Annotated in this window: 29 protein-coding genes; 3 read left to right on the forward strand and 26 right to left on the reverse strand. The window is 34.7% G+C overall.

The window, feature by feature from the left end; all coding sequences use genetic code 11:
* Positions 1 to 48: 48 nt before the first annotated feature.
* From ANASTE_RS02170 to ANASTE_RS02215, 10 genes are all read right to left on the reverse strand, one after another.
* Positions 49 to 801, reverse strand: coding sequence for a sigma-70 family RNA polymerase sigma factor (locus ANASTE_RS02170; RefSeq protein ID WP_007049260.1), 753 nt, complete (start codon positions 799 to 801; stop codon positions 49 to 51).
* Positions 794 to 1,255 (reverse strand): anti-sigma F factor, encoded by a 462-nt coding sequence (gene spoIIAB / locus ANASTE_RS02175; protein ID WP_007049261.1) that lies wholly within the window; start codon positions 1,253 to 1,255, stop codon positions 794 to 796. The genes ANASTE_RS02170 and spoIIAB overlap by 8 nt, the downstream gene beginning before the upstream one ends.
* Complete coding sequence (locus ANASTE_RS02180) at positions 1,242 to 1,586, reverse strand: STAS domain-containing protein (RefSeq protein ID WP_007049262.1); 345 nt, start codon at positions 1,584 to 1,586, stop codon at positions 1,242 to 1,244. The genes spoIIAB and ANASTE_RS02180 overlap by 14 nt, the downstream gene beginning before the upstream one ends.
* Before the next feature lie 163 nt (positions 1,587 to 1,749).
* Complete coding sequence (locus tag ANASTE_RS02185; RefSeq protein ID WP_242648090.1) at positions 1,750 to 1,926, reverse strand: alpha/beta-type small acid-soluble spore protein; 177 nt, start codon at positions 1,924 to 1,926, stop codon at positions 1,750 to 1,752.
* 78 nt (positions 1,927 to 2,004) lie between these two features.
* Entirely contained in the window at positions 2,005 to 2,490 is a 486-nt protein-coding gene (locus tag ANASTE_RS11215) for a MerR family transcriptional regulator (RefSeq protein WP_007049264.1), read from the reverse strand.
* Between the two features lie 85 nt (positions 2,491 to 2,575).
* Entirely contained in the window at positions 2,576 to 3,730 is a 1,155-nt protein-coding gene (thiI, locus tag ANASTE_RS02195; protein ID WP_007049265.1) for a tRNA uracil 4-sulfurtransferase ThiI, read from the reverse strand.
* A 12-nt stretch (positions 3,731 to 3,742) separates the two neighbouring features.
* Positions 3,743 to 4,909, reverse strand: a complete 1,167-nt coding sequence (locus tag ANASTE_RS02200) for a cysteine desulfurase family protein (RefSeq protein ID WP_007049266.1) — start codon at positions 4,907 to 4,909, stop codon at positions 3,743 to 3,745.
* Positions 4,910 to 5,968 carry an alanine/ornithine racemase family PLP-dependent enzyme gene (locus ANASTE_RS02205; protein ID WP_007049267.1) on the reverse strand — a complete coding sequence of 353 codons (1,059 nt, stop codon included), beginning with the start codon at positions 5,966 to 5,968 and terminating at the stop codon, positions 4,910 to 4,912.
* A gap of 14 nt (positions 5,969 to 5,982) precedes the next feature.
* On the reverse strand, positions 5,983 to 7,335 hold the full coding sequence (locus tag ANASTE_RS02210) for a PFL family protein (RefSeq protein ID WP_007049268.1): 1,353 nt from the start codon (positions 7,333 to 7,335) through the stop codon (positions 5,983 to 5,985).
* Positions 7,336 to 7,345: 10 nt separating this feature from the next.
* The gene (locus ANASTE_RS02215) at positions 7,346 to 7,615 is read right to left on the reverse strand and encodes an ACT domain-containing protein (RefSeq protein ID WP_007049269.1); all 270 of its coding nucleotides are present in this window, start codon (positions 7,613 to 7,615) and stop codon (positions 7,346 to 7,348) included.
* A gap of 112 nt (positions 7,616 to 7,727) precedes the next feature.
* On the opposite strand from ANASTE_RS02215, the gene ANASTE_RS02220 reads away from it, so the two are divergent.
* Entirely contained in the window at positions 7,728 to 8,408 is a 681-nt protein-coding gene (locus ANASTE_RS02220; RefSeq protein WP_007049270.1) for an MBL fold metallo-hydrolase, read from the forward strand.
* A gap of 34 nt (positions 8,409 to 8,442) precedes the next feature.
* Here ANASTE_RS02220 and ANASTE_RS02225 read toward each other — a convergent pair whose 3' ends face one another.
* From ANASTE_RS02225 to ANASTE_RS02275, 11 genes are all read right to left on the reverse strand, one after another.
* Positions 8,443 to 8,907 (reverse strand): GNAT family N-acetyltransferase, encoded by a 465-nt coding sequence (locus tag ANASTE_RS02225; RefSeq protein WP_007049271.1) that lies wholly within the window; start codon positions 8,905 to 8,907, stop codon positions 8,443 to 8,445.
* A gap of 58 nt (positions 8,908 to 8,965) precedes the next feature.
* Positions 8,966 to 9,658, reverse strand: coding sequence for a deoxyribose-phosphate aldolase (gene deoC / locus ANASTE_RS02230; RefSeq protein WP_007049272.1), 693 nt, complete (start codon positions 9,656 to 9,658; stop codon positions 8,966 to 8,968).
* A gap of 12 nt (positions 9,659 to 9,670) precedes the next feature.
* Positions 9,671 to 10,390: a GntR family transcriptional regulator gene (locus ANASTE_RS02235; RefSeq protein ID WP_007049273.1), complete on the reverse strand. Its 720-nt coding sequence runs from the start codon at positions 10,388 to 10,390 to the stop codon at positions 9,671 to 9,673.
* A 111-nt stretch (positions 10,391 to 10,501) separates the two neighbouring features.
* Complete coding sequence (gene spo0A / locus ANASTE_RS02240; protein WP_007049274.1) at positions 10,502 to 11,275, reverse strand: sporulation transcription factor Spo0A; 774 nt, start codon at positions 11,273 to 11,275, stop codon at positions 10,502 to 10,504.
* An 80-nt stretch (positions 11,276 to 11,355) separates the two neighbouring features.
* A complete protein-coding gene (spoIVB, locus tag ANASTE_RS02245; protein WP_007049275.1) occupies positions 11,356 to 12,630 on the reverse strand; it encodes a SpoIVB peptidase in 1,275 nt (424 codons plus the stop codon).
* A gap of 72 nt (positions 12,631 to 12,702) precedes the next feature.
* The gene (gene recN, locus ANASTE_RS02250; RefSeq protein ID WP_007049276.1) at positions 12,703 to 14,400 is read right to left on the reverse strand and encodes a DNA repair protein RecN; all 1,698 of its coding nucleotides are present in this window, start codon (positions 14,398 to 14,400) and stop codon (positions 12,703 to 12,705) included.
* Between the two features lie 4 nt (positions 14,401 to 14,404).
* Positions 14,405 to 14,860: an arginine repressor gene (locus ANASTE_RS02255; protein ID WP_007049277.1), complete on the reverse strand. Its 456-nt coding sequence runs from the start codon at positions 14,858 to 14,860 to the stop codon at positions 14,405 to 14,407.
* Positions 14,850 to 15,713, reverse strand: a complete 864-nt coding sequence (locus tag ANASTE_RS02260) for an NAD(+)/NADH kinase (RefSeq protein ID WP_007049278.1) — start codon at positions 15,711 to 15,713, stop codon at positions 14,850 to 14,852. Before ANASTE_RS02260 ends, ANASTE_RS02255 begins: the two co-directional genes overlap by 11 nt.
* A 2-nt stretch (positions 15,714 to 15,715) precedes the next feature.
* Positions 15,716 to 16,519, reverse strand: a complete 804-nt coding sequence (locus ANASTE_RS02265) for a TlyA family RNA methyltransferase (protein WP_007049279.1) — start codon at positions 16,517 to 16,519, stop codon at positions 15,716 to 15,718.
* Positions 16,516 to 17,070: a hypothetical protein gene (locus tag ANASTE_RS02270; protein ID WP_007049280.1), complete on the reverse strand. Its 555-nt coding sequence runs from the start codon at positions 17,068 to 17,070 to the stop codon at positions 16,516 to 16,518. The genes ANASTE_RS02265 and ANASTE_RS02270 overlap by 4 nt, the downstream gene beginning before the upstream one ends.
* Positions 17,071 to 17,317: 247 nt before the next feature.
* Complete coding sequence (locus tag ANASTE_RS02275; protein ID WP_039944621.1) at positions 17,318 to 17,524, reverse strand: hypothetical protein; 207 nt, start codon at positions 17,522 to 17,524, stop codon at positions 17,318 to 17,320.
* Positions 17,525 to 17,597: 73 nt separating this feature from the next.
* Between ANASTE_RS02275 and ANASTE_RS02280 the strand changes: the two genes are divergently transcribed.
* Together ANASTE_RS02280 and ANASTE_RS02285 are read left to right on the forward strand one after the other, a co-directional pair.
* Positions 17,598 to 18,230: a DUF421 domain-containing protein gene (locus ANASTE_RS02280; protein WP_007049282.1), complete on the forward strand. Its 633-nt coding sequence runs from the start codon at positions 17,598 to 17,600 to the stop codon at positions 18,228 to 18,230.
* Complete coding sequence (locus ANASTE_RS02285; RefSeq protein ID WP_007049283.1) at positions 18,230 to 18,610, forward strand: DUF4363 family protein; 381 nt, start codon at positions 18,230 to 18,232, stop codon at positions 18,608 to 18,610. The genes ANASTE_RS02280 and ANASTE_RS02285 overlap by 1 nt, the downstream gene beginning before the upstream one ends.
* Here ANASTE_RS02285 and ANASTE_RS02290 read toward each other — a convergent pair.
* From ANASTE_RS02290 to ANASTE_RS02310, 5 genes are all read right to left on the reverse strand, one after another.
* Positions 18,597 to 19,448, reverse strand: a complete 852-nt coding sequence (locus tag ANASTE_RS02290; RefSeq protein ID WP_007049284.1) for a prephenate dehydrogenase — start codon at positions 19,446 to 19,448, stop codon at positions 18,597 to 18,599. The two genes, ANASTE_RS02285 and ANASTE_RS02290, sit on opposite strands and share 14 nt — an antisense overlap.
* A 14-nt stretch (positions 19,449 to 19,462) precedes the next feature.
* Entirely contained in the window at positions 19,463 to 20,626 is a 1,164-nt protein-coding gene (locus ANASTE_RS02295; protein ID WP_007049285.1) for a TraB/GumN family protein, read from the reverse strand.
* Positions 20,627 to 20,754: 128 nt separating this feature from the next.
* Positions 20,755 to 23,718 (reverse strand): vitamin B12-dependent ribonucleotide reductase, encoded by a 2,964-nt coding sequence (locus tag ANASTE_RS02300; protein ID WP_007049286.1) that lies wholly within the window; start codon positions 23,716 to 23,718, stop codon positions 20,755 to 20,757.
* Between the two features lie 254 nt (positions 23,719 to 23,972).
* Positions 23,973 to 24,467, reverse strand: a complete 495-nt coding sequence (locus ANASTE_RS02305) for a shikimate kinase (RefSeq protein ID WP_007049288.1) — start codon at positions 24,465 to 24,467, stop codon at positions 23,973 to 23,975.
* 1 nt (position 24,468) lies between these two features.
* On the reverse strand, positions 24,469 to 25,272 hold the full coding sequence (locus tag ANASTE_RS02310) for a shikimate dehydrogenase family protein (protein WP_007049289.1): 804 nt from the start codon (positions 25,270 to 25,272) through the stop codon (positions 24,469 to 24,471).

Genomic DNA, 25,272 nt, shown 5'->3' on the forward strand with positions numbered 1-25,272 from the left:
TAAAAATTTATATTATTTTCCCCGAAAAACAAAAAAACTTTCAAAAATTTAACTTTCGAAAGTTTTTTTCATATTTTCTATTATTTTTTTCTCTAATCTGGATACCTGTACCTGTGAAAGCCCTAAAACTTCGGCTACTTCTTTTTGAGTTTTATTTTTAAAATATCTAAGCACTATTATCTGCCTGTCTCTTTTTTCAAGGTTCATAATAGCATTTTTTAAATCAAGCTTTTCAACTATCTTTTCATTACTGTCATTCTCGTCTTTTATTTTATCCATTAGTAAAATAGGAGTGTTTTCGTTGTTATTCAATTCTTTGGATAAACTTTCCGGCTGTCTGCAAGCTTCCAGAGCCATCAATACATCTTCCGACGAAACTCCGATTTTTTCGCTTAAATAGTCTATACTCGGTTCAACACCGTTTTTCTTTACATAATCTTCTCTTATGGTCTTTGTCTTTAAATAAATGGTTTTTAAATTTCTTCCGACCTTTATTATTCCTTCATCTCTGAAATATCTTTTATACTCTCCGTTTATAACATATACAGCGTAGGTTGAAAATTTAGTGTTGAATTCAAAACTAAATCTTTTTATCGCCTTTATAAGTCCTATGGCTCCGATTTGAAATAAATCATCATAGCTTATGGAATATGAAAGGTATCTTTTTAGTATGGAATTTATAAGAGGTGTATTTATAACAGTCAGTTCTTCTAAAGAATTTTTATCTCCGTTTTGTGCGTTTACTATAAGTTCTTTTATCTCATCTGAAAAATAATCAATTTTTGCAGATTCGCTATTCATTATATGTATTATCCCTGCTTGAAATTTTTTTACTCATTATTAAAGTAGTGCCGTCGCCTTCTTTGGATGTGATACTAAGTTCATCCATAAAGCTTTCCATTATGGTAAAACCCAGTCCGGATCTTTCAAGTTCGGGTTTTGATGTATATAACGGTTCCTTGGCCCGGTCTATATCTTTTATACCGATCCCGTCATCTATTATTTTTATCGTTACTTCTCTGTTTCTTATAAATGCTTCCATTGTTATCAAGTGATTGTCTTCATTGTTGTATGCGTGGATTATCGAATTTGTCACAGCTTCCGATACACTCGTCTTTATATCGTTAAGCTCGTCTATGGTAGGGTTTAACGGAAGTACGAAACTTGAAATGATGAGCCTTGCCAAAGATTCGTTTTCGGATATGCTTTTAAATGAAACATTTAAAAAATTATCTACTTTATTACCTATTTTCATATTTTTCTATCCCTTCTTCTAATGTATTAAATAAATCAAAAATCGAAAGTATTCCCGACATTCTAAGTATTTTTATGATTTGCTTATCTTTTGTGACCAGACCGCATTTGCCGTTTTGTGCGGAAATTTTCTTATATCTTCCCATAAAAAGTCCTATACCCGCGGAATCCATAAAGGTGAGTTCACTTAAATCAAATATCAAATTTTTTATTTCTTTTTTGCATAATGCGTAATCAATGTTTTCTCTTAAATCCAAAGTAACATGATCATCCAAATCACCTTTGATTTTGATAGTCAGCGTGTTACCTGCTATATTTATTTCAAAATTCATGATTTAACCTCTCTATATTATTTTTGCCTACATGATAGTACCAAAACATACATGTAGAATTTTGAAAAATTTAGGGTTAAATCCAAATGTTTAATAATTTTTAAAAATAAAAAAGGAAGCAGAAAATCTGCTTCCTTTTTATATCATACAAATGCTATCTTACTTATTTCATTGAATTTTCGTAAGATTCAACCATTCTTTTAACCATTTCACCACCGATAGAACCGGCTTCTTTACTAGTTAAATTACCATTATATCCATCTTGAAGATTAATGCTAAGTTCGCTAGCAACTTGTTTCTTAAATTGGTCTAAGCCTTTTTTAGCTTCTCTGTTGTTCATCTGTTTCACCTCCATTTATAAGTGTTATAATTCTATTATGGACTTTTGAAACAAAAATACACTGGAAAGTTTTCCCTACTATTCAAATTTAAATAAACTTCGCTTTTTAGCCTGCTTCAGAGCGTTATATTTTTCTTTTAAAATCGATAATTCATATGATTTTTCTTTTAATTTCATTTTAAGTCTTGCGTTTTCGGTTATAAGTTCGTCCCTTTGTTTAAACGCATCCTGCTGCTTTAAATTTTCGATTTCTTCACGCAAAGAATTTATCGTTTTTATCAGACACGTAATATTATTATCTTCTTCTTTTGGTTTTTCTTCTTCGATTTCTTCAAAAATAATTTCATCTTTTGATTTGTGAAGAGTTTCTTTTATTTCTTTATTTCTTTTTCCCTCGCCTTTCAAGGCTTCTATGTAACGAAATATGTCGATTTCCTTTGTCGTATAATATCTTCTGTTGTTCGAGCCTCTGGGGATTTGAAGTTCGAATTCGTCTTCATAAAATCTTAATAAATAAGGCTTACAATCTAAAATATTGGATGCTTGTGTAATAGTATATTTCAAAACTCTACTCCTTAAACAGTTTTTATATATATTACTCCAAATAATTTAAAAAATAAGCCTAAATTTGTCGTTTATTCAGTTTAATTTATAATTTTATTATTTCTATTTCATTTATCGTTTCTTCTATCAAATCTTCTACGTCCAGCTTCGCTTCTTCTTCCAAAACTCTGGATAGTTTCGGCTTTATTATAGGATGTTTCGGTACGAATATCGTACAGCAGTCCTCATAAGGTCTGATAGAAATATCATAAGCTCCGATTTTTCTTGAAATATCTACTATTTCGGTCTTGTCAAAAGCTATAAGAGGTCTTAAAATCGGAAGAGCGGAACATTCATTTGTACATGAAATACCTTCTATGGTCTGCGATGCCACTTGTCCCAAGCTTTCTCCTGTAATAAGAGCCTTTAAATCAAATTTATTTTTAAGTCTGTTTGCTATTTTTATCATGAACCTTCTTAGTATCACCGTTAAATATTCGCCTTCGCAGTTGGATATTATCTGCTCTTGTATTTTAGTAAGGCTGATATTTACAAGGTTTATTCCCATATTATAATCGCTTAAAACTTCCGCCAAGTCTTTGACTTTTTCTTTTGCGTCCATACTGGTAAAAGGATAGCTGTGAAAATGCAGTCCTACGACTTTCATTCCTCTTTTGTTCATTAAATATCCCGCAACCGGAGAATCGAGTCCTCCGGATAAGAGAAGTCCGCCTATCCCGCTTGAATTAACGGGAAGTCCCGCATTGCATCTAATATCTCCCGCATAAACATATGCATTCTCTCTTATTTCTACCTTTAAAACCGCTTCAGGGTTTTTCACATCGACTTTTAAGTCATCAGTATTAATAAGTACATATGCTCCCACATCTTTACTTATTTCGGGGGATTTTAAAGGATACTTCTTATCGCTTCTTTTGGTTTCTACCTTAAAAGTCTCATATCCGCCCTCTTTCATGACCATCAAAGCTACTTCTTTTATCTTGTCCATATCTTTTTCGACTTCATAACATTTTGTCAAATAAACTATTCCGAAAACTTTTTTAAGTCTTTCGATTATTTTATCCTCATCTTCATTGTTATAGCCGCTTACGATTATCCTGCTTTGTATCGTATGTACTTTTATATTTTCGAATTTCCTAAGAGAAAGTCTTATATTCTTTGCGAGTAAATCTATAAAGTATTTCCTGTTAAGTCCTTTAAGGCTTATTTCCCCATACTTTACCATTATCATTTTCTTCATAAATTTTTATCCCTACTTATATTTATTTAAAAGATTTAATCTATTTATACATTCTTTTAATTTTAAAATAAAATAATCAATTTCTTCTTTTGTATTGAATTCACTGAAACTTATCCTTATTGTCCCTTTAATGAGTTCATCTTCCACACCTATTGCCTGAAGTATGGTGTTCACGCTGTTGTTCCTTGAGGAGCACGCACTGGAAACCGAAACGTAAATATTATATTCCTCCAGCATATGAAGAAGCACTTCTCCTTTTATACCTTTAAAACTTACATTTAATATATGATAAGATATATCTGCTTTTTCATATGGAGTGTTTATTTGAAAATCTTTAATATTTTCATTTAGTTTTTTGACCGCATATTCAAATAATTCTTTATAAATATTTTTATTTTCTTTATAATTTTTATACGTTATTTTTATAGCTTCGTTAAATCCGGCAATAAGCGGAGTATTTATCGTCCCGCTCCTAAAGCTTTCCTGCTGTCCTCCGCCGTGAATAAGAGGGATAAGGGTTATGTTTTCTTTGAGTACAAGAGCACCGACACCTTTGGGGCCGTGAAATTTATGAGCGCTTAAAGAAATCATATCCGCTTCTTTTAATCTCATATCGACTTTCCCGACAGCTTGTGTTGCGTCTATATGAACGAGAACATTTTCATTCTTTTCTTTTATTTTTTTTATTATATTTTCGATATCCTGAACGACACCGAACTCGTTATTTACATAAATAATGCTCACAAGTTTGGTATGTTCATCAATACTGTTAATCAGTTCATCAATATTTACTACACCAAACTCGTTAACTGTAATATATTTTGTATTTACATTTAAACTTTCAAAATATCTGAATGTATTCGTTACACAAGGATGTTCTATATCGGTGGTAATTATATTGATATCTTCAAGATTTTTATATTTTGCAAGGGTTCCTTTTACCGCAAGATTGACAGATTCGCTTGCTCCCGAAGTGAAGATGACTCTTCTTTTACTGTCGATACCAAGCAATTTTAAAAGATTATCTTTTGTTTCTTTAAGTATTTTGCCTGCTTCAAACCCCTTTTTATGAACCGCGGAAGGATTTGCATATTCTTTCAAAAAATATCTATTTACTTCTTTCGATACTTCTTCGTAACAAACCGTAGTCGCGGCATTATCAAAATAGATTTCTTCCATTTAAATGAACTCCTTAACCACATATTTAGAAGTAAAAGCCCTTAGTGTCGCAGTATAATACATATAAAGCTCAAAAGTATCTCCGACTTTATAGTCTTTTTTACTGTCTGTGATGTCTATTATCAAGTGGTCACTGCTTCCGCCGAGGATCTTTGTATCATTATCCAATGGGAACATATCCATATCTATATCCTGCTTACCTACGGACAATATTGCTCTCTTCCTTATACCTTCATCAACAAATTCGGGCTTTGAATTAAGAGCCGAAAAACCTCTTCTGCCGATTGGGATAGAAGGCTTTTCTTTGATTTCTATTATTTCCGCTTTTATTATAAAAGCGTCTTTGTTCATTCCTTCGATATGACTTCTGTAAGTACAGTCCCTGCCAAATAAAATGGTATCGCCTATCCTTATATTGGTTACCCCTTTTACAGGGTTATCTTCTCTGAACATTGTATAGCTGGTAGAATTGCCTCCGGAAACTATGTCAAGATTTGTATTCAGCTCAGCTTCCAAAAGCTCGTTTACTTTTACCAAATTTGTAAGGTTGTTTTCATCGGGAAGCACTCCACCGTAACATGTAAGGTTTGTGGCTACTCCTCTGAGTCTGATATTAGTCAAGTTTTTTATCCTTTTAGCACTGTCAACTATATCTTTTTTATCAAAATAACCTTCTCTCAAATCTCCTACATCGAACATAAGAAGTATATCATGAACTTTATTTTGTATTTTAGCTTCTTCATTAAGAGCCTTAACTGTATCATATTCACTGTTAAGAGATATATCGCTGTATTTTACGACTTCCTCGGCTTCTGAAATGCTCGGAAGTCTTATAAGCCATTTTTCCGCGTCTATATCTTTTATGTTTTTAAGATTATCTATTCTGGAATCTCCGAACTTTTTTATTCCCGCCTGCATTAAAGTATCAACGATAACGGGATTACAACAGTGAAGTTTGGTCACGGATGTTATGTCTACGTTATATTTATCCAAAGTATCCTTTACGATCTTTGCATTGTCATATATTTTATTTAAGTTGATTTTTAATGTAGGTTTCATGATTTTTATCCTTATTAATTTTTAAATGAATGTACGGGAGCAGGTATCCTTCCTCCCCTTTGTATGAAGTCACCGCTTTTGAAGCTGTTTACTTCCATTATAGGTGCAGAACCGAAAAGTCCGCCCCAGTCTACTTTATCGCCGACTTTTTTACCGTAAACAGGTACGACCCTTACGGCTGTGGTTTTATTGTTTATCACGCCTATTGCCGCTTCATCGGCAATCATAGCTGAAATAGTATCTTCCGGAGTATCCCAAGGGATAGCTATCATATCAAGACCTACCGAACATACGCTTGTCATAGCTTCCAGTTTATCGAATTTAAGACATCCGTCTTCAACCGCGGCTATCATCCTGTTGTCTTCGCTTACCGGAATGAAAGCTCCCGACAGACCTCCGACATGACTTGAAGCCATGATACCTCCTTTTTTCACTGCGTCGGTAAGCATTGCAAGAGCCGCCGTACTTCCGTGAGCACCGCATCTTTCAAGCCCCATCACTTCGAGTATCTCAGCAACACTGTCTCCTATAGCGGGAGTAGGTGCCAAAGATAAATCCAAGATACCGAAAGGAACATCAAGTCGTTTGCTTACTTCATGACCTATCAAAGAACCGGCCCTTGTGATTTTAAATGCGGTCCTCTTGATAGTTTCAGCTATTTCGTCTACGGTAGCACCTTTCATGCCTTCAAGGGCAGTCTTGACAACACCCGGTCCGCTTACTCCTACGTTTATGACTTTTTCCGCTTCTCCCACGCCGTGGAATGCGCCCGCCATAAAAGGATTATCTTCAACAGCATTTGCAAACACTACGAATTTGGCACATCCGAAAGAATTATCTTCTCTGCTCAAATAAGCGGCTTTTTTGATAAGAGGTCCCATTTTCTTCACTGCGTTAAAGTTGATACCGGATTTTGTACTTCCCAGGTTTACGCTTGAACACATATTCGTAGTTTCCGTAAGAGCATAAGGGATAGATTCAAGGAAACTTTCATCACTCTTCGTACAGCCTTTTTGAACGAGTGCGGAGTATCCTCCGATGATATCCACTCCGACTTCTTTTGCGGCATTATCCAGTGCTTTTGCATATTCAATCCATTCGTCAACATTATTTGCACACGCAAGAGCTATCGGTGTTACGGAGATCCTTTTATTTACGATAGGGATACCGTATTCATCTGCAACAGTATCTGCGGTTTTGACCAAATCTTTGGCTAATGAAGTGATTTTATCATATATTTTATTTGTGGCTTTTTTATAATCGGAATCGAAACAGTCAAGCAAAGAAATACCGAGAGTAGTAGTCCTTATATCCAAATTTTCGACTTCCAGCATTTTAATAGTATCAAGTACGTCTTTGTATATCATAGCTCTCTCCTTAAATCTTATGCATAGTATCAAATAATTCTTCTTTTTGAAGTCTTATGGATAAACCAACTTCTTCGGCTGTTTTATCAAGTTCTTCCTTTAAAGATTTAAATGAAGTTTTTTCTTCGTCTATTGTAACGAGCATCAGCATTGTAAAATAATCCTGCATAACGGTTTGAGAGATATCTTCAATGTTTACTTTAAGTTCACTGAGTACTTTTGAAACATTATAAATGATACCTGTTTTATCTTTTCCTATTACAGTAATAATTGCTTTCATATTCTCCTCCGATTTATGTGTTTTTTTGTTTTAAACTAAATTATATATTACCATATTTAGCTTTATATTAAAAGCATTGTTTGATATAATTTAATTATAAGGAGGCAAAAAAATGAAAGTAAAATATCTATATAACAGCGGATTTATAATCGAAACCGACAGACATATTTTGGTAATAGACAGCATGCACAAAACTAACGTGGAAAATAAAAACAACAAGAAAGAAGTATATTTTGCGACCCACTCCCATATGGATCATTACAATAAATTTATTTTGGAAAAAGAAACCGTGGTACTGAGTGATGATATAAAAGTAAAAGAACATGAACGTAAAAATAAAATATACTTTGTAAAACCTTATGATAAATTAAAAGTTGATGATATAAAAATCGAAACTTTCGGTTCGACGGATCTCGGAGTAAGTTATTTGATAGAAGTTGACGGAAAACTCATTTTTCACAGCGGGGACTTGAATTGGTGGCACTGGGAAAATGATGACAAAGAAACACAGGAAAATGAAGCAGTAGCTTACGAAAAAGAGATTTATAAACTTAAAAATGTCCTCGGCGGCAAAAAACTTGATCTCGCATTCGTTCCCGTAGACAGAAGGCTCGGTGAAAACTCTACTCTTGCGATAAACTTATTCCTTGAAAACATAGGTGCGAAAGAAGTATTCCCAATGCACTTCCAGGGCAACTACAGATATATAAAAGATTTGGAACCGATAAAAGAAAAATTTAAAGATATAAATATACACATAATCGAAGAAGAAAATCAGGAATTTAGTATTTAAAAAGCACAAATAATTGTGCTTTTTTACTTTTATTTTATAATGTTTTCTTAAATAAAAGATCTTCATCCCCATATCCGTCACGTATAAAACCACTGCCTATAAGAACTTTTTGAGAAATTTTATTTTCTTTGTTTGTCTGGGCGCATACAAATTTAACATTTTTTTGTTTTAATGCCCATTCGCTGATATACCTTACCGCTTCTGCGGCATATCCATGATTTCTATAATCTTCATCGATACCATATCCGATTTCTACGCTGTCTTTAGTATCAGGTTTCCCCTTAAAACAAAGCCCTCCTACAGTCACACCGGACTTTAGCTTTATTTCCCAATTTGTACACCACTCTTCAAAACCCTTGTGTTTTTCCATGTTGATTATCATTTCTTTGTATGCCGATTTCATTTCATTATCTTTTTCATTTTCATACATGATTTTAAGCTCACTGATTTCAAGGGGAATTATATTGAGCCTGTCGGTTTTTACTGTTATATCTTTCATGCTTATCTCTTTCTTTGAACTATTGATATAAAAAAGCGAGGATATACCCCGCTTAAATCTATTTACCAAGTATTTTATATGCGTCTTCCATGATTTTTACCGCAGAAGTAAGACCGATACCAAATCTTGAACAGCCTGCGTCTATCATATCGTAAACCGTATCCAAGCTTCTTACTCCGCCCGCAGCCTTTATTTTAGCATCATTACCCACTACGGATTTAATGAGTTTTATTGTTTCCACCGTCGTAGGTTTATCCGCCCAACCTGTACCCGTTTTAACGAATGTAACTCCGCTTTTTACTGCGATTTCACTTGCTCTTTTTATTTCGTCGTCCGTTAAATATGCGATTTCTAATATTGATTTAACGGGTTTGCCGTCAGCTGCGTCAACGACTGCTTTTATATCGTCGGAAACGACATCGTACATTCCCGATTTTAAAGCTCCTACATTTATGACCATATCAAATTCATCGGCACCAAGCTTATGTCCGTCTTCAACACCGATTATTTTCATCTTTGTGGGCTCTGCACCTGAAGGAAATCCAACCGCAATACCGAGTTTGGTATTTGGTACTTCCTTTAACTTCTCGGCAAGATATTCTTCAAATACCGGCATAACGAACGCCGCTATAAAATTATATTTCTTTGCCATTTCAACCAATGTGTCTATTTCTTTTACTGTTACATCGGTTCTGACGGCACTGATATCTATCATCCTGCTTAAATTTTCAAGGTCTTTATACTCTCTCATTTTTTTACCTCTTTATCTTTCTCTTCCTACCATTTCTATTTCCAGTTCGTATTTACTTCCCACTATCTTTGAGTGGTCAATACAAATAGGATTATCTCCCATAAAACACGTCCTTTTTAGTTCAATCAAAGCATTTCCCACAGGTACATTGAGCATTTGACTTTCTTCGAAAGTTGCATTCTTTGCAGAGATAAGCTCGGTTGCAGAATCGAAGTTTATTCCATATTCCTTTTCCAAAAATGCATATAATGAATATATTTCATCCTGTCTCTTTACGATATCCGGAACATCTTCTTTTCTTAAGTAGTTTTTTACTATTGCTATAGGCACTCCGTTAGCAAGCTGTATCCTCTGGATCCTTATAATGGTAGTACCGTTTTCTATACCAAGCCTGTCACTTATAAAATCATCAGCCGCAACGGTATCTATAAAAATATTTTTCGGTTTAACATCATAACCTTTATGTCTTAATGTTTCAGATACGGAAGTAACGTGATTCAAACTCTGCATTGTTTTATTATCCGTTACAACGGTACCTTTCCCCTGCTGAGCTTTTAAAAAACCTTCACGGGAAAGCAGGTCCACAGCCTTTCTTACAGTTGTCCTGCTAACGTTAAACATCTTTTCTATCTCGGGTTCCGGGGGTATCAAATCTCCCGGTTTATAATATCCGTTTTCAATTTTTTCTTTAAAATACGTATATAATTTGCTGTATTGATATACTTTATCCATTGCTTTACCCCCTACTGTTAACTCTATTCTAATATAAAAACGTATTTAAATCAATAAAAAAGAGTGATAAACATCATTATCACTCTAAATTATTTGATTATATATTCATACTTAAGCGTATTGTCCGATATCCAGTCTCATTTTATCGGCAACCATAGCTATAAATTCCGAATTCGTAGGTTTACCTTTATTTTGGTCGATGGTATATCCGAAAATCTTATCTATTGTTTCCACCTTACCTCTGTTCCATGCAACTTCTATCGCATGTCTGATCGCTCTTTCAACTCTGCTTGGAGTGGTGTTATACTTTTCTGCGATCATAGGATAAAGAGTTTTTGTAATCCCGCCCAGTAATTCAACATCGTCGATTACGAGTTTGATAGCTTCTCTTAAATAAATATAACCTTTGATATGTGCAGGTACTCCGACTTCATGCAAGATGGAAGTCACGGCTACCTGATAATTTTTATCTTTTTTCTGCTGTCCTTTTTTAGGTGTATCTAAAACATCAGGAGAAAAATATGCATCGATTTCTCTAGATAGTTCCCCCAAGTCAAACGGTTTTAAGAAATAATAATCCGCTCCCAAGTTCACGGTTTGTCTGGTAAAAGATTCTCCTCCCACTGCAGACATCATAACAACATGAGGTGAATAATCCTTCATATTTTTCTTGTTCAATTTTTCCAAAACTCCAATACCGTCAAGCATAGGCATGATAGTATCTACAAGTAAGATGTCGGGTCTTTCTTTTTCAACCACATCTATAAGATCCTTTCCGTTACCTACTACTCCCACAACGTTGTAATTTTCTTTTTCTTCAAAATGGTTTTTAACAGCCAAGGCAAATTTTTCATTATCATCTGCTATTGCAACTTTGTATACCATATTTCTCCTCCTGAATAAATATTATTTTGTTTAATTTTAATTTCTTTTAAAGATTACTACAATTTATATGCAAAGTTTGTCTAATTTTGTTTAGCTAATAAATCTTCTAAAAGCCATTCTATATATATTCCATAACCTTTTGTGGGATCGGAAATGAAAACATGTGTAACCGCTCCGATAAGCTTGCCGTCCTGGATTATAGGGCTTCCGCTCATTCCCTGAACGATACCTCCGGTCTTACTTAAAAGCTCTTTATCGGTTACTTCTATAAGCATGCTTTTGGTATTTTTTTTGGTTTGTTTGTAAGTTTTTTTAATTTTTATATCAAATAATCTAGGGCCGTTATTATCAATGGTAGTTAATATCTGAGCTTTTCCTTCTTTTATTTTATCCTGCAGAGCTATATCCAAAGCGTTGCTTGTGGCAACTTTTTTTGTAACATCTCCGTAAAGTCCGTAATCATTATTTAAATGAATGGAACCGATTATGTCTTTTTTATCTGCTTTTAGTACACCTCTGAGTTCACCGGGAGCATTTCGTTTGCCTTTAACGATACTTATAAGTTCACTCTCTATCACATTACCGTTTTTAACAGGCATGATTATCCCGGTATCAACATCATTTATACTGTGTCCCAAAGCCACAAATCTTGATTTATCTTCATTGTAACAAGTAAGGGTACCTATACCCGCAACGCTGTCACGGACCCACACACCGATTTTATACTTATTGTCTTTCTTAGCCTTTACCGGGGTGATTTTAATGGTCTCTTCGGTATTCTCCCTTTTTATGACCATAGATAATTCTTTATGACTTAGCTTATTGAGTTCACTTATAACTTCTTTTGCGTTATAAACTTTTTTATCATTTATTTTTACAATGATATCTCCCATTTTTATCCCCGCGTCTTTAGCGGGACAAACTTCATTGTCATTGACGTCGATAATAGACTGGAACTGAACGGCTATGGCACCTTTTGTATTCATGCTGACCCCGACCAATTTCCCCGACGGATGAAGCTTAACATTTGGGTAGACGTTAATGTTATAATTATTTATGGGAACTATTCCAAACAGCTTCGCCTTTAATTTGTATTTACCGGCAGAAGAAGAATAAACATCTATTTTGTCATTATCTACATTATAGTTTTTTTCACTTTTACCGTTTACCTTTAAATCCTCGTTTTCATTTTGAATACTGCAGTTTTTAGGTAAATTTAAAGAAACGCTTGTCGTTTGGCTGGATAAAACAGTTATTTCCTTTGTCGAAAAATTAAGATAAAGGATATAAGCTGATATAATTAATATTAATGATAGAAATCCTAAAAGAACTCTTTTCTTTTTTACTGCATTCACTTTTTATACCTCGTTTGTTTTTCATCTATTTTCCCCAATGAAAGGAAAAATATAAACAAACTTTAAAAGTGATTAGCTATTTTTTGATTTCTCAGCGTTTTCCAACATGTCTTTGGCATACATGAACGCATTATCACCGATACTCTCTCCGCTTATGATCCTAACAAGCTCATTTACTTTTTCTTCTTCATTCAATCTTACAAATGAAGTATATGTTTTTTCACCTTTTATTTCTTTTTTAATGAAATAATTCGTATCTCCCATTGCAGCTATCTGCGGAAGATGTGTGATTGCCATGATTTGATGATTTTTGGAAAGCTCCCACATTTGCTTTGCTACGACAAGTGCGGTCTGTCCGCTTATCCCTGTGTCAATTTCATCAAATATTAGTGAATCGATATTATCACTCTCCGATAATATCCTCTTGAATGAAAGCATTATTCTCGATATTTCACCCCCCGATGCGATTTTACTGAGAGGTTTCAAGCTCTCACCTTTGTTTGTTGATATTAAAAATGTAATATCGTCAATGCCTTTTTTATTAAAACTCTCATTTTCCGTCAAATCTTTGAACCGAGCCGTAAAGACAGTCCCTTTCATCGACAGAAGTTCAAGGTTTTTACTGATCTTTTCACAAAAGTCTTTTGCGATTTTCTTTCTTTTATCCCTTAAAATATAAGAATGATCGAGATAATTTTCTCTTTTTTCCTTTAATTCTTTTTCTAATACTGAAATCCTTTCATCATAATTATTTATAAGCTCCAATTCTTCGCTTATATTTTCTTTATACTCCAAGATTTCCTCAATGGTAGAACCGTATTTCTTTTTTAAATTATTTATTTTATTTAGCTTGCTTTCTATGTCGTTGAGTTCGGATGGATTAAAAGTGATAGAGTCTCTGTAATCCCTTAAAAAGAATATGACTTCATCTATCAAAGTTTTTCCTTCAGACAGCATTTCTATGCTTTCTTTCACACTGTCATCGAACCTTTCGACTTCCGAAAACATCTTCTCGGCTTCGGCAAGATTTATGGAAACATTATTTTCATTCTTGTAAAGAAGAGAATAAGCTCCGTCGATATAATTGTAGATATTCTGAGAATTCAACAAAAGCTTTTCTCTTTTTGAAAGGGCTTCGTCTTCTCCGATCTCTAATTCCACTTCATCGATTTCTTTAAACTGCCTTGTGAGCAAATCTAAATTATCCTCATTTTCTTTGGCTTTGCTTTTTATGGATTTAAAATCTTTTTCCGCTTTTTTGTATTCAAAATAAGACCTTTCGACATTTTCAAGATCGTCGTTTATTAAGTTATTTCCGTAAGCGTCAAGAAAAGATAAATGAGTATGCTGATTTAAAAGCTTTTGATGTTCATGCTGACCGTGAATATCAATCAGATGAGTACCTATTTCCTTAAGGGTGGAAACATTTACAAGAGAGTTATTGACTCTGCATATATTCCTCCCTTTCGATGATATCTCTCTGTATAAAATAAGGGTACCGTCGCTGTAGTCGATAGAAAGGTCGTCCAAAACTTTTTTTAGCTCCAAACTATTATCGTCAACGGTAAAAAGTGCTTGGATATTCGCTTTATCCTGTCCCGTCCTTATATTTTCCAGTTTGGCATGTTCTCCGAGAACAAGTGAAAGGGCTCCTATGATAATGGACTTACCCGCACCGGTTTCCCCGGTTATGATATTGAGTCCTTCGTCAAAATCAATACTTAATTTATCTATGATCGCATAGTTATTTATATTAAGTGATAAAAGCATATTTCTATCCTTTCTTTAATAATGATTCAAACTTTTTAACAAGCGCCTTTGCGTTATCTTCGGTCCTGACTAAAATGAATAATGTATCATCCCCTGCAACTGTCCCTATGATTTCATTCAATTTAAGTGCGTCAATAGCAACCCCCGCAGCCTGAGCCATACCCGTAATCGTATGTAAGCATACGAAATTAGCTGCGTAATCTATGGTTAAGACCGCTTCACGGAATACATTCACTATCCTGTCGTCGAGTTCCGAACTCTGATTTGAATAAGCGGCGTATTTGTATTTACCGCTCTTTGTCATTACCTTTACAAGTTTCATTTGTCTTATGTCTCTTGAAACGGTAGCTTGAGTTACGTTTATTCCCGCCTCTCTTAAGTATTCCGTCAAATCTTCCTGAGTTTCAACTTCATATTTATTTAAAATTTCCAATATCTTAGAATGTCTGTCAATCTTCATTATCCAAATCTCCTTCCGCTATAGGATTTTTAATTTTATTTACAAGTAAAGAATAAAAGTTATAATCGTCAAATCTTATGAAATGTGCTTTCATGTCGCTCTTTTTAACGATTATTTCATTATCCGTTATATCAGGCTGAGTGCTGTCTATGAATACACTGGTTATCTTGGGATTGAATTTGATTTTTACCACATCCTTTGAATTCACTATAATGCTAGTGTTGTTCAAAGTGTGAGGACAAATAGGATTTATGATAAATAAATCGCAGTTAGGATTTACAACGGGACCGCCACTCGATAAATTATAAGCCGTAGACCCTGTAGGACCGGCGATTATTACTCCGTCCGCAAGATAATCCGCAAATACTTCGTCATTTATAAATACTTTGTACTCCGCAACTCCGTAATGATTTTTTCTGAACAGAACGGTATCATTCAGTGCAACTCCGAGTTTTAAACCATTTTTATCATATACATCGAGAAGCATCCTGTCGTCTATGGTATAATTCCCGTCGATTGCCTTATCAATATATTCTTTCCACTGATTTTTTTCTACATTTGCAAGAAATCCAACCGTGCCGAAATTTATACCAAGTATGGGTTTTTCGTATTTTCCAACTTGAGAAAGAGCTTTTAAAATGGTTCCGTCTCCCCCGATGATTATCAAAAATTCCACATTTTTGATAGTTTCTTCATTTAATATCGAGAAATTATCTTTATCGGGGTCATTCAAAGGTTCTTCCAAATATATATGTATACCTTTTTCATATAGGTAATGTACGATTTGCTTTGTGAAGCTCATATATTTGTCTTTTTTATTATTAGTTATGATTCCAACATATCTTTCTTTCATGATTACTTAAGCTCCTTATGTGCATTCTCAACACATTCTTCTACAGTCTTTTCTATATCTATCATATTATCCTCATTTTTGGTTACATATGCGATAAACTCTCTGTTCCCTTTGGGACCTTTTATCGGAGAATAATCAAGCTTTTCTACATACAGACCTTTATCTTTTAGTCCGTATATAACATCTTTGACCACTTTTTTATGGATATTTTTATCTTTTATTATGCCGTTACCTACCAAATCTTTTCCCGCTTCAAACTGCGGTTTTATAAGACAGATATAAAACCCGTCGTCTTTTAGGAAATTCAATAAGTTGTCAGCCAGTTTTAAAATTGAAATAAATGATACATCCATTACGACTGTATCTATCATTTCTCCAACCTTTTCAAATTCCATATTCCTGAAATTTGTCTTCTCCAAGCAGACTACTCTTTCATCCTGTCTTAATTTATATGCAAACTGTCCGTAACCGACATCGATACTGTATACTTTCTTTGCTCCGTTTTGAAGCAGACAGTCTGTAAAGCCTCCGCTGGAAGCTCCCACATCCATACAGGTCTTACCCGTTACGTCAGCATCAAATACTTTGAGTGCCTTATCAAGTTTAAAACCGCCCCTGCTTACAAAGGGGTTATCGTTTCCTTTTATTATTATATTGGAATATATGTCTACCTTTGTTCCCGCTTTATCCACCCTTTGGTCGTTTACGAAAACAACTCCCGCCATTATAAGTCTCTTTGCCTTTTCTCTGCTTTCAGCCATACCGCTTTCAAATAAAAGAACGTCTAATCTTTCTTTGCTTTTCATTTTTCGCTTCTCCTTTTGAATGAAAACAGTTCTACAAAGACAGCCGCCTTTCTTACTATTTCCGTGGAATTCGCCATTGCGATATGTTTACCCAGAGCTTTTCCCCCAACGGTAAGCGCCGCAACGACGCCGTTTAAGATTATACTTATGACAAAAGTCTCCGATAAATTATAAATACCGGCTATTTTTACTATTATAATGGCAACCGTAGCACCACTGATGATACCGCAAATATCACCTATAACGTCATTACAGATATTTGAAACCTGAGAAGCCTTGGAAACCAGATCCACTGCCTTTCTTGCTCCTTTTACTTTGTTTGCCGCCATTGCATTGAAAGGTGCCACCCCCTCGGTCGTGACCGCCGTACCGACCATATCGCATATGATACCGATAGCAATAATGGCTACAAGAACGAATAAAGCCCCCACCAGACCGGCGTTGCCGACAAGTGTTTCGCTTATAACATTAAAGGCCATTGATAAGCCAAAGGTCAAAAAGGTAATCTTTATTGCCCAGCTCCTGCCTTCGTTTTTTTTATCTTTTGACATCTTTCCTCCAATTTCACTATATTATAGCATATTTTTACATTTTTTTTATACTTATATTCAAATGGACAATTATATATCAAAAACAGGTCAATTTGACGTAAATAATCACAAGATATAGTATCTTTTGTTTTATGAATATCATTATATAGTATATCACAAATACATCATCAAGTCCATTTTTATAGGTTGAAAACCCTTTGAAAACAGGCTTTTTCGACCATAAATCGACACGTGATTTTTCCTTTGTTTATCTGTAAAATCCGTTTGTATTATTCTTATCATTATCCGCTATTCTTTCCAAATTTTTCGAAATATCTTTGATATCGCCGAAAAACCCGTCAAATTTTATTCTTAAATAACTTAAAAAAGAAATGATGGAAATAAAAACGACAAATAATAAAACCGGATTTATAATATTAATTATTTTTGATAAACTTTCTAAAAAACCGCTCATATTTATACTCTCCATGTTATAAAAATTCATTTATATCATATACTAAAACTAAAAAAAAAGAAAGGTTTTAATTATGTTAATTTGTTTTATCAGGGCAAGTGTAATTTACTTTTCCGTTCTTTTTGCCATTAGATTTCTCGGGAAAAGACAAATAAGTGAATTCCAGCCATTTGAGCTCGTAATTACGATAATGATAGCGGATATAGTAACTCAGCCCATCGGAGATGTAAATGTACCGCTGTTAAACGGGATAATCCCTCTCGTCGTCCTAGTATTCCTTCAAACTTTAATTTCATTTATAACTTATAAAAACGAAAAGATGAGAGCATTTATCTGCGGTAAGCCCGAGTATTTGATTTACGACGGAGATATAATGCAAAAGCAAATGTCAAAAATGCTTATTGGAATAGACGATTTATGCGAACAGCTGAGAAATAACGATATAGTAGATTTAAACGAAGTATCGTATATGCTTTTGGAATCAAACGGACAGTCAAGCTTTATTAAAAAAATGGACAACGGTATACCCGTAAGTCTTATCAAATACGGAAAGAGGATGTATGAAAGCTTTAAGCTTGTAGGTTATACCGATGAAAGGCTTACGGAAGAGCTCAAACATCGCGATATAAAAGATGACAAAGATGTTTTTTGGGCATATATATACGATAACGTACTTTATATTATAAGAAAGGATAAATTAAAATAATGAGATCATTCAGTTTTGCGGCATTACTGCTTGCGGTCTTACTCGGACTCAATATATTTTGTTATAATTTTATCAGGACAAGCGTCAGTGATATAGATTCCAGTATAGATAAAATCATTTCTCATGCGGATAAAAAAGACTTTAAAAAAGCAGAAAAAGAATTTCAGAAACTAAAAAGCAAATCGGAAGAAAGTAAAAAGATTTGGTTTATTATAATAAATCATCAGGAAATAGACAACGTGGATATTTCTATGAGACAAAGCGAAGCATATTTAAAAAAAGAAGCCGAAAGTGACCTTATAGCTTCTTTGAATACTCTTAAATATAATGTAAATAATGTTTATGAAAGGGAAAAAGTAAATATAATCAACATTTTTTAGAATGAGCTAAGTTACTTTTCTCCTTTAAAATACGACCTTCCTTGAGTAACTCTTCCATATAATGAATATCGTCATTTTCAAGAGCTTCCCTGTATTTTTCAAGCTCCTTTATTATATTATCGACTTCGAACAATAAAGGCTCCTTATTCATGACGAAAAGCTCGCTCCACATATATTCGTTTAACTTGGCAACCCTTGTCAAATCTAAGAAACTTCCCGCAGAAAAGCCTTTTTCTTCAAGCAAAGAAGGGCTTTTTACATAAGCATTGCTGACTACATGAGCAAGCTGTGAAGTAAAAGCGATTATCTTATCATGCTCTTTCGGAGTTGTAATCACGCTTTCTTTAAATAACATCTCCTCAGCCAAATTTCTGAGAATTTTTACTTTTTCCATATTAGTATTTTCCGTCTTCGTTATTATGAAACTCGCACCTTTGAACAAATCATTGACCGCCGCGTCATATCCCCAAAGTTCTCTCCCCGCCATTGGATGAGTACCGATATAATCGACTTCGGCTTTTAATGCAAGAGGTTCTATCTTATCGACTATACTTCCTTTGATACCGCATAAATCTACCAAGGTTGAACCCCTTTTCATGGTTTTAAGCGCATCTGTGCAGACTTCTATTGTATTTACAGGATAGAGAGCAACTATGACCATGTCGAAATCACTTAAGTTATTCATAAGGACTATATCATCGATAGTCCCGTCTCTCTTAGCCTTTGTCAATGTTTCGTTATTAATATCAAACCCGTAGACCTTATTATTCGTATGCTGTTTTATCCCTTTTGCAAAAGAGGCACCTATAAGACCGAGCCCCACTACAGCTATATCCATATTTAACTCCTTAATTAAAATATACTTAGGAAACTTTTAAAAATATCGGCTCCCGCAACAAAAGTCCCTATCATACTTCCCAAATTTGCGAAAGTTACGACCAACAATATCTTGGTTATCCTGTTTTTCCATAATCCCTTAAAGCTATCCAAGTCACTGCTTAGATTTTCAAAATCAGATACCTTGGGTTTTCTTATATGAGCTTCCACAAGCCCGGCAAACCAGCCTGCCGCAAGAAGCGGATTAAGAGAAGTGAACGGTGCGGCTATAAACGCAGTTATGATAGAAGGGATACTTCCGAGAGCCAAAACTACGCCCAGTGCACTGAGAGTCCCGTTAAAGAGGACCCAGCTTACTATCTGAGACATCCCCGTTGAAATGCTCTTAAAGAAACTTATAAGTATCATTGCAAGTATCAATATCGGTATACCAAAACCGATTATTTTCCCTGCTTTCCCGCCTTTGGGGATAGTATCTATTTCGCTTAAATCTATATCTTTTTCGATATTTTTTATTATCCCGTTCATATGTGCGGCCCCGACAACAGCAACTATTCTCTCGCCCTCAGCGTTTTTTATCTTTTGAGATAGATACTGATCTCTCTCATCCACGAGATATGTCTTTAAATCGGGAAAGTCCTCGCTGATTTCAAGAAGTGCATTTTCGATAAAATCCCCCTCTTTTATATTTTCAAGGTCTTCTTCTGTAAGTTCCTCATCTTCAAAGAAACTTAAGATAAGTCCCGACAGGAGTTTCATCTTTTCCCATAATGACATCTTTCTAAATATCCTTAAAAAAGTCGTCTTTATATCTCTGTCGGCAAGGGTGAGTTTACATCCTATCTCTTTGGATACCTTTATCGCATTTATCATTTCCTGTCCGGAGTTTATATCGAAGCTTTCCGCTATCCTCTTTTGATAAGAACTTAAAATAAGATTTACCAAAAGTAAAGTAGTCTTTTTCTCCTTTATTACATTTACGATATCAGTATCCTGCCATGACTTATTGTTTTCAAGAGAAGAATATCTTCCTTCGTCCAGCTCTATACACACATTATCGGGCTTTATTTCCCTTATCAGATTTTCTACTTGAATGGCACTTTCCCTTGATACATGAGCAGTACCAATCAAAGTTATGTCTTTGCCATTTATAGTAATATTCCTTACCGTCTCAGACATAATTCCTCCAAATCAAAATTAGATTAACATAAAACCCTTTAAAATCAATTAAAGGGTTTTAAACTATCATATATTTTACCATTTTTATAATGATTTATAAAGGGTTTAACCATTTATTTACATTTATTTTAACTGCATCCCGTGGTTGAACCGCATTCTCTGCACACTTTGCATGTACCGTTGGTAAATAATTGTGTCGAAGAACAAACAGGACATACCTCTCCGTAAACTCTTTCCGTATCAGGGTCGTCTTTTATTTCATCGTAAGTAACATTTTTTGCTTCCGCTTTTTCTTCACTCGTTTTTATCGAACCGCTATATAGCTTTTCTTCCATATCTGTTGGCTTTATCTGAACTCTGGAATAATCTCCGAGTTCGATATCGATGATTTTACTTAGTAAATCAGCAATACTTGCGGCGTTCTTTATGTAAGGATGCCTTGACACAAATCCGCTGGGCTCAAACTGCTGACCTCTGAGTAATCTTGAAATTTCCTTTGCGGGAATATTATACTGAAGCATATTTGATATGGATTTTGAAAGGGAGGCAAGAAGACCTTTTACAACAGTCCCCTCTTTATCCGTTGAAACGAACAGCTCTGACATCTTTCCGTTCTTATAAAATCCTATAGTCACATATAATTCAATATCCCCTATTTTAGCCGCATGCGTCCTGCTCGTTCTCATTCCGTCGGGTTTAACTCTGTGAAGGCTTCCTTTTTTACAGTTTCTTGCATAATCCAAAAGTGCGTCATAAGTCAAGTTTTCCAGTGAATCGCTGTCTTCTGTCAAGGCGGTGTTAAGAGGCTGGCAAGCTTTTGAGCCGTCTCTGTATACGGAAATCGCTTTTACTCCCGTTATATAAGAAAGCTTATAAATATCGCTTATTTCCTTAACAGTAGCGTTAACAGGCATATTAACGGTCTTCGAAACCGAACCGCTTATCATAGGAGTTACCGCAGCAACCATGAGAACATGTCCGCTTGGAGAAATATCGTTGGCAGTTTCGAATATCTTTTTATCTTCTTCTCTTAAGTACGGAGCATCGTTTAAATTAAAGTGAACGAACATCCCGTTTTCATCTTTTTCAAGTAAATAATCTTTGATTTTATCTACCTGTTCATCGGAATATCCCAAATTGATAAGAGCGTCTTCCAATACAGGATTTACCAGTTCCATCATTCCGCCCCCTGCAAGAGACTTATAAACGACGTTTGAATAGAACGGTTCAAGAGACGTAGCTCCGCAGTCCATAGCAAATGATATGGTTCCCGTAGGAGCGATAACGCTGACCTGAGCATTCCTCACACCGTAGCGGTTCGCACCTTCGATTGCTTTTATCCAAAGTATTTTTCCCGCATTCAAAACCTCTTCAAGACCCATTTCCGTCATCAAATCTTCGTCAAGACGAACCGGAGAATAATCAAGTCCTTCAAAATTATCATCTATGGCAAGAGAACATCTTGCGGAATTTCTAAGTACTTTCAATAAATGTTCTTTGTTTATATCATACTTCGCAAAAGGACCGACTTCTTTTGCCATCAAAGAAGAAACGAGATAAGACTGAGCAGTCATTATGGAACATAATGAAGCCGACAGGTTCCTTCCTTCATCACTGTCGTAAGGATATCCGAGCACCATGAGAAGGGACGCCATATTGGCAAGCCCCAGACCTGTTGTCCTGAATAAATGACTCTTTCTTGCCACTTCTTTTGTAGGGAACTGTCCCCAATGTATGGAAGCTTCAAGAACCAATTGGATCAGTGAAATCAAGTGGATATAGTCATTTAATTTAAATTTGCCTTCTTCCTTTGAGAAAAATCTGTAAATATTTATGGAAGCAAGATTACATGCAGTGTTATCCAAGAAAGCATATTCGCTGCAAGGATTGGTTGCATTTATCCTATTGTGTTTTGCACCGACTTTTCCGTCTTCTCCGGCAGGGCAGGTATGCCAGTCGTTGAATGTGTCGTCGAACTGAACAGCCGGATCCGCACAGTTCCATGTAGACTGACAAATCAAATCCCATAATTCTTTTACTTTTACTTTTCTGTTTACCTTATCGTCAACTCTTCCCTTAAGTTCAAAATCCGCATCGGGATCTTCATCCAAATGAAGGACTTTTTGCATGAATTCTTTATTAAGCCTTACGGAGTTGTTTCCGTTCTGTCCGCTGACAGTAGCGTAAGCCTCTCCGTCCATGGACATGTCATAGCCCATTTTCCCTAGGGCTCTGACTTTGTCTTCTTCCCTTGCTTTCCAAGTGATGAAATCTTCGATTTCGGGATGATCTATATCGGTAATTACCATTTTTGCGGCTCTTCTCGTAGTTCCGCCGCTTTTGATAGCTCCCGCATTCCTGTCAAAACCTTTAAGGAAACTCATAAGTCCGGAAGATTTTCCTCCGCTTGAAAGCCCTTCATTTATAGCTCTTAAATTAGAGAAGTTGGTTCCGACGCCGGATCCCCCTTTAAATAATTTAGTCTCTGTTATGTACTGTTCGGATATAGAGTTATCTCCTAAAAGAGTGTCTTTTATGGAAAGGATAAAGCATGCAGAAGCCTGAGTCCTTGTATATCTGTCCTTACTTTCTTTAACTGTTCCGCTTTTTATATCATAATAATATAAATGATCGCTTTCGCCTGCGATACCGTAGTTTCTCTTGATACCTGTGTTGAACCACTGAGGAGAGTTCGGAGCCCACATCTGATTTATAAGGGCATAAACAAGTTCATCATAGAATATGGAATACTGTTCTTTTGTTCTTATAAGCCCCTCATCAACGAGTGCATCAGCCCAAAATCCGACCATTCTGTCAGCAACCTGCTTCATGCTGGTTTCATGTCCGTCGGCAGAACCTACACCCGCACGTCTGAAATATTTGGAAGCGATTATATTACACGCATTTTTAGAATAGAATTCGGGAAATTCCAAATCCTTCATTTCAAATATATTTTTATTTGTTTTATAATCAAATATTTCCACGTCGACTCTTTTATACTCAAATAAATCAAAAACCGTCTTATTCGGCTCCCTTTCCAATTCTTTTGTAAATCGTCTGGTAAAAATATTATTAATACTCAAATTATCCATTTACCGTTTCCACCTTTATTAATACTTATTATACCTAAAATACCATATATTGTATGCTATTTAAAATCAGGTACAATTATTAGTATATCACTAATATTACTTTTTTCAATATATTTTTTATGCTCCAAAATGATAGATATTAAGTCAAATTTAAACATTAACAAAACATAATTTTTTATGCTTGTATCAAATATCAAAAAAGCATGTATCAATTATGACACATGCTTTTTATTTTATGATATTTTGTCGAAAATTTATCTTATTTTTCTCATTATTTCTTCTACACAATTTTTAAAATATCCGTTATTGTCCACTTCAATATCTGCATATTTTTTATATAATCCGATCCTGTCGTTGTATAATTTATATATATGGTTTTCATTATCTTTGAGTAAAGGTCTGTTGGCTCCGAGATTTTTAGATTTAAGTAAGTTTTTAACGCTTCTGTTTATAAAAATAACAGTAGAAGTTTTCTTTAAAAAGTCCATATTCTCTTTTCTCAGGATTATTCCCCCTCCGGCAGAAATAAGCATATTTTCCATATTCGATATTTCTTTTGCACACTCGGTTTCGATATCCCTGAAATAGTCTTCACCTTTCTCAAAAAGTTCACTTATGGCTTTTCCCGTCTTTTTTTCGATATAGTCATCCATATCAATATATTTCAAATCCATACTCTTTGATAAAGCCTTTCCGATACTGCTTTTACCGCAGCCAGGCATACCGATTAAGAGAATATTTTTCTTCATACTATATTTCCTTTTTTATTTTATTTTCTATCAAATCTATTTCTTGTTTTGTAAGTTTAAAATCATTCCAAATTTCTTCGGATTTAAGCCCCTGCATTATAAGCATTGTAAGCCCCGAAAAGGAATTTTTGCCTAACTTATTTGCCGTCTTCATAAGTTTGGTCTCAAGGGGATTATATACTACATCCACTACATTATTGAAGTTATTTATAATATCTTCACCTACCGGAGAAAAATCTACTTTCGGATACATTCCTACAGGAGTCGTATTTATAAGAACTTCCCCTTTTATATCCTCTAAATCCTTATAATCAATTAAAACTATCCCGTCTTTTGTCTCTTTGTCTGTTTTATTTCTGCTTACGAGATAAATACTTTTTGCATTCAAATCTTTTACACACTCTATGACAGCTTTGCTTGCGCCTCCGCTGCCAAGTATTACAACCGTTTTATTATTTATATTTATATCATTACTTTTCAGAGTATATAAAAATCCATAGTAATCGGTATTATATCCGTAAAGCTTACCTTTTATATTTTTAATCGTATTTACCGCACCTATCTTCTTTGCTTCTTCGCTTATGCTGTCCAAGCTTTTAATTACGGTTTCTTTATAAGGAATGGTTACGTTTATCCCGTCAAGTTCATTATCTATCATAAATGACTTTATATCATATGCAGTATTCAAATCTATTTCATACAGCTCATATTCATAATCTAAGTTTAGGATTTCGAAAGCTATGCTATGGAGTATCTTTGAAAAGCTGTGAGGAAGCTTTTCTCCTATCAAACCGAATTTTTTCAT

The organism is Anaerofustis stercorihominis DSM 17244 (genome assembly GCF_000154825.1).
In the GTDB taxonomy this organism is placed as follows: domain Bacteria; phylum Bacillota; class Clostridia; order Eubacteriales; family Anaerofustaceae; genus Anaerofustis; species Anaerofustis stercorihominis.

Bases quoted from the DNA above. Each gene is read 5' to 3' on its own strand.
- ANASTE_RS02220 (WP_007049270.1), top strand. From the start codon at position 7,728: ATGAAAGTAAAATATCTATATAACAGCGGATTTATAATCGAAACCGAC.
- ANASTE_RS02280 (WP_007049282.1), top strand. From the start codon at position 17,598: ATGTTAATTTGTTTTATCAGGGCAAGTGTAATTTACTTTTCCGTTCTT.
- deoC (WP_007049272.1), bottom strand. From the start codon at position 9,658: ATGAGAGAGTATAAAGACCTTGAAAATTTAAGCAGGATGATAGATATC.
- ANASTE_RS02290 (WP_007049284.1), bottom strand. From the start codon at position 19,448: ATGGATATAGCTGTAGTGGGGCTCGGTCTTATAGGTGCCTCTTTTGCA.
- ANASTE_RS02260 (WP_007049278.1), bottom strand. From the start codon at position 15,713: ATGAAAGAAAGATATGTTGGAATCATAACTAATAATAAAAAAGACAAA.
- ANASTE_RS02300 (WP_007049286.1), bottom strand. From the start codon at position 23,718: ATGGATAATTTGAGTATTAATAATATTTTTACCAGACGATTTACAAAA.
- ANASTE_RS02205 (WP_007049267.1), bottom strand. From the start codon at position 5,968: ATGAAACCTACATTAAAAATCAACTTAAATAAAATATATGACAATGCA.
- ANASTE_RS02180 (WP_007049262.1), bottom strand. From the start codon at position 1,586: ATGAATTTTGAAATAAATATAGCAGGTAACACGCTGACTATCAAAATC.
- ANASTE_RS02265 (WP_007049279.1), bottom strand. From the start codon at position 16,519: ATGAAAAGCAAAGAAAGATTAGACGTTCTTTTATTTGAAAGCGGTATG.
- ANASTE_RS02255 (WP_007049277.1), bottom strand. From the start codon at position 14,860: ATGAAGATTGACAGACATTCTAAGATATTGGAAATTTTAAATAAATAT.
- ANASTE_RS02305 (WP_007049288.1), bottom strand. From the start codon at position 24,467: ATGAAGAAAAATATTCTCTTAATCGGTATGCCTGGCTGCGGTAAAAGC.
- thiI (WP_007049265.1), bottom strand. From the start codon at position 3,730: ATGAAGAAAATGATAATGGTAAAGTATGGGGAAATAAGCCTTAAAGGA.
- ANASTE_RS02170 (WP_007049260.1), bottom strand. From the start codon at position 801: ATGAATAGCGAATCTGCAAAAATTGATTATTTTTCAGATGAGATAAAA.
- ANASTE_RS02295 (WP_007049285.1), bottom strand. From the start codon at position 20,626: ATGTCTGAGACGGTAAGGAATATTACTATAAATGGCAAAGACATAACT.
- ANASTE_RS02285 (WP_007049283.1), top strand. From the start codon at position 18,230: ATGAGATCATTCAGTTTTGCGGCATTACTGCTTGCGGTCTTACTCGGA.
- ANASTE_RS02235 (WP_007049273.1), bottom strand. From the start codon at position 10,390: ATGGATAAAGTATATCAATACAGCAAATTATATACGTATTTTAAAGAA.
- recN (WP_007049276.1), bottom strand. From the start codon at position 14,400: ATGCTTTTATCACTTAATATAAATAACTATGCGATCATAGATAAATTA.
- spo0A (WP_007049274.1), bottom strand. From the start codon at position 11,275: ATGGTATACAAAGTTGCAATAGCAGATGATAATGAAAAATTTGCCTTG.
- ANASTE_RS02310 (WP_007049289.1), bottom strand. From the start codon at position 25,272: ATGAAAAAATTCGGTTTGATAGGAGAAAAGCTTCCTCACAGCTTTTCA.
- ANASTE_RS02185 (WP_242648090.1), bottom strand. From the start codon at position 1,926: ATGAACAACAGAGAAGCTAAAAAAGGCTTAGACCAATTTAAGAAACAA.
- ANASTE_RS02275 (WP_039944621.1), bottom strand. From the start codon at position 17,524: ATGAGCGGTTTTTTAGAAAGTTTATCAAAAATAATTAATATTATAAAT.
- spoIIAB (WP_007049261.1), bottom strand. From the start codon at position 1,255: ATGAAAATAGGTAATAAAGTAGATAATTTTTTAAATGTTTCATTTAAA.
- ANASTE_RS02225 (WP_007049271.1), bottom strand. From the start codon at position 8,907: ATGAAAGATATAACAGTAAAAACCGACAGGCTCAATATAATTCCCCTT.
- ANASTE_RS02210 (WP_007049268.1), bottom strand. From the start codon at position 7,335: ATGATATACAAAGACGTACTTGATACTATTAAAATGCTGGAAGTCGAA.
- ANASTE_RS02215 (WP_007049269.1), bottom strand. From the start codon at position 7,615: ATGAAAGCAATTATTACTGTAATAGGAAAAGATAAAACAGGTATCATT.
- ANASTE_RS02200 (WP_007049266.1), bottom strand. From the start codon at position 4,909: ATGGAAGAAATCTATTTTGATAATGCCGCGACTACGGTTTGTTACGAA.
- ANASTE_RS02270 (WP_007049280.1), bottom strand. From the start codon at position 17,070: ATGTCAAAAGATAAAAAAAACGAAGGCAGGAGCTGGGCAATAAAGATT.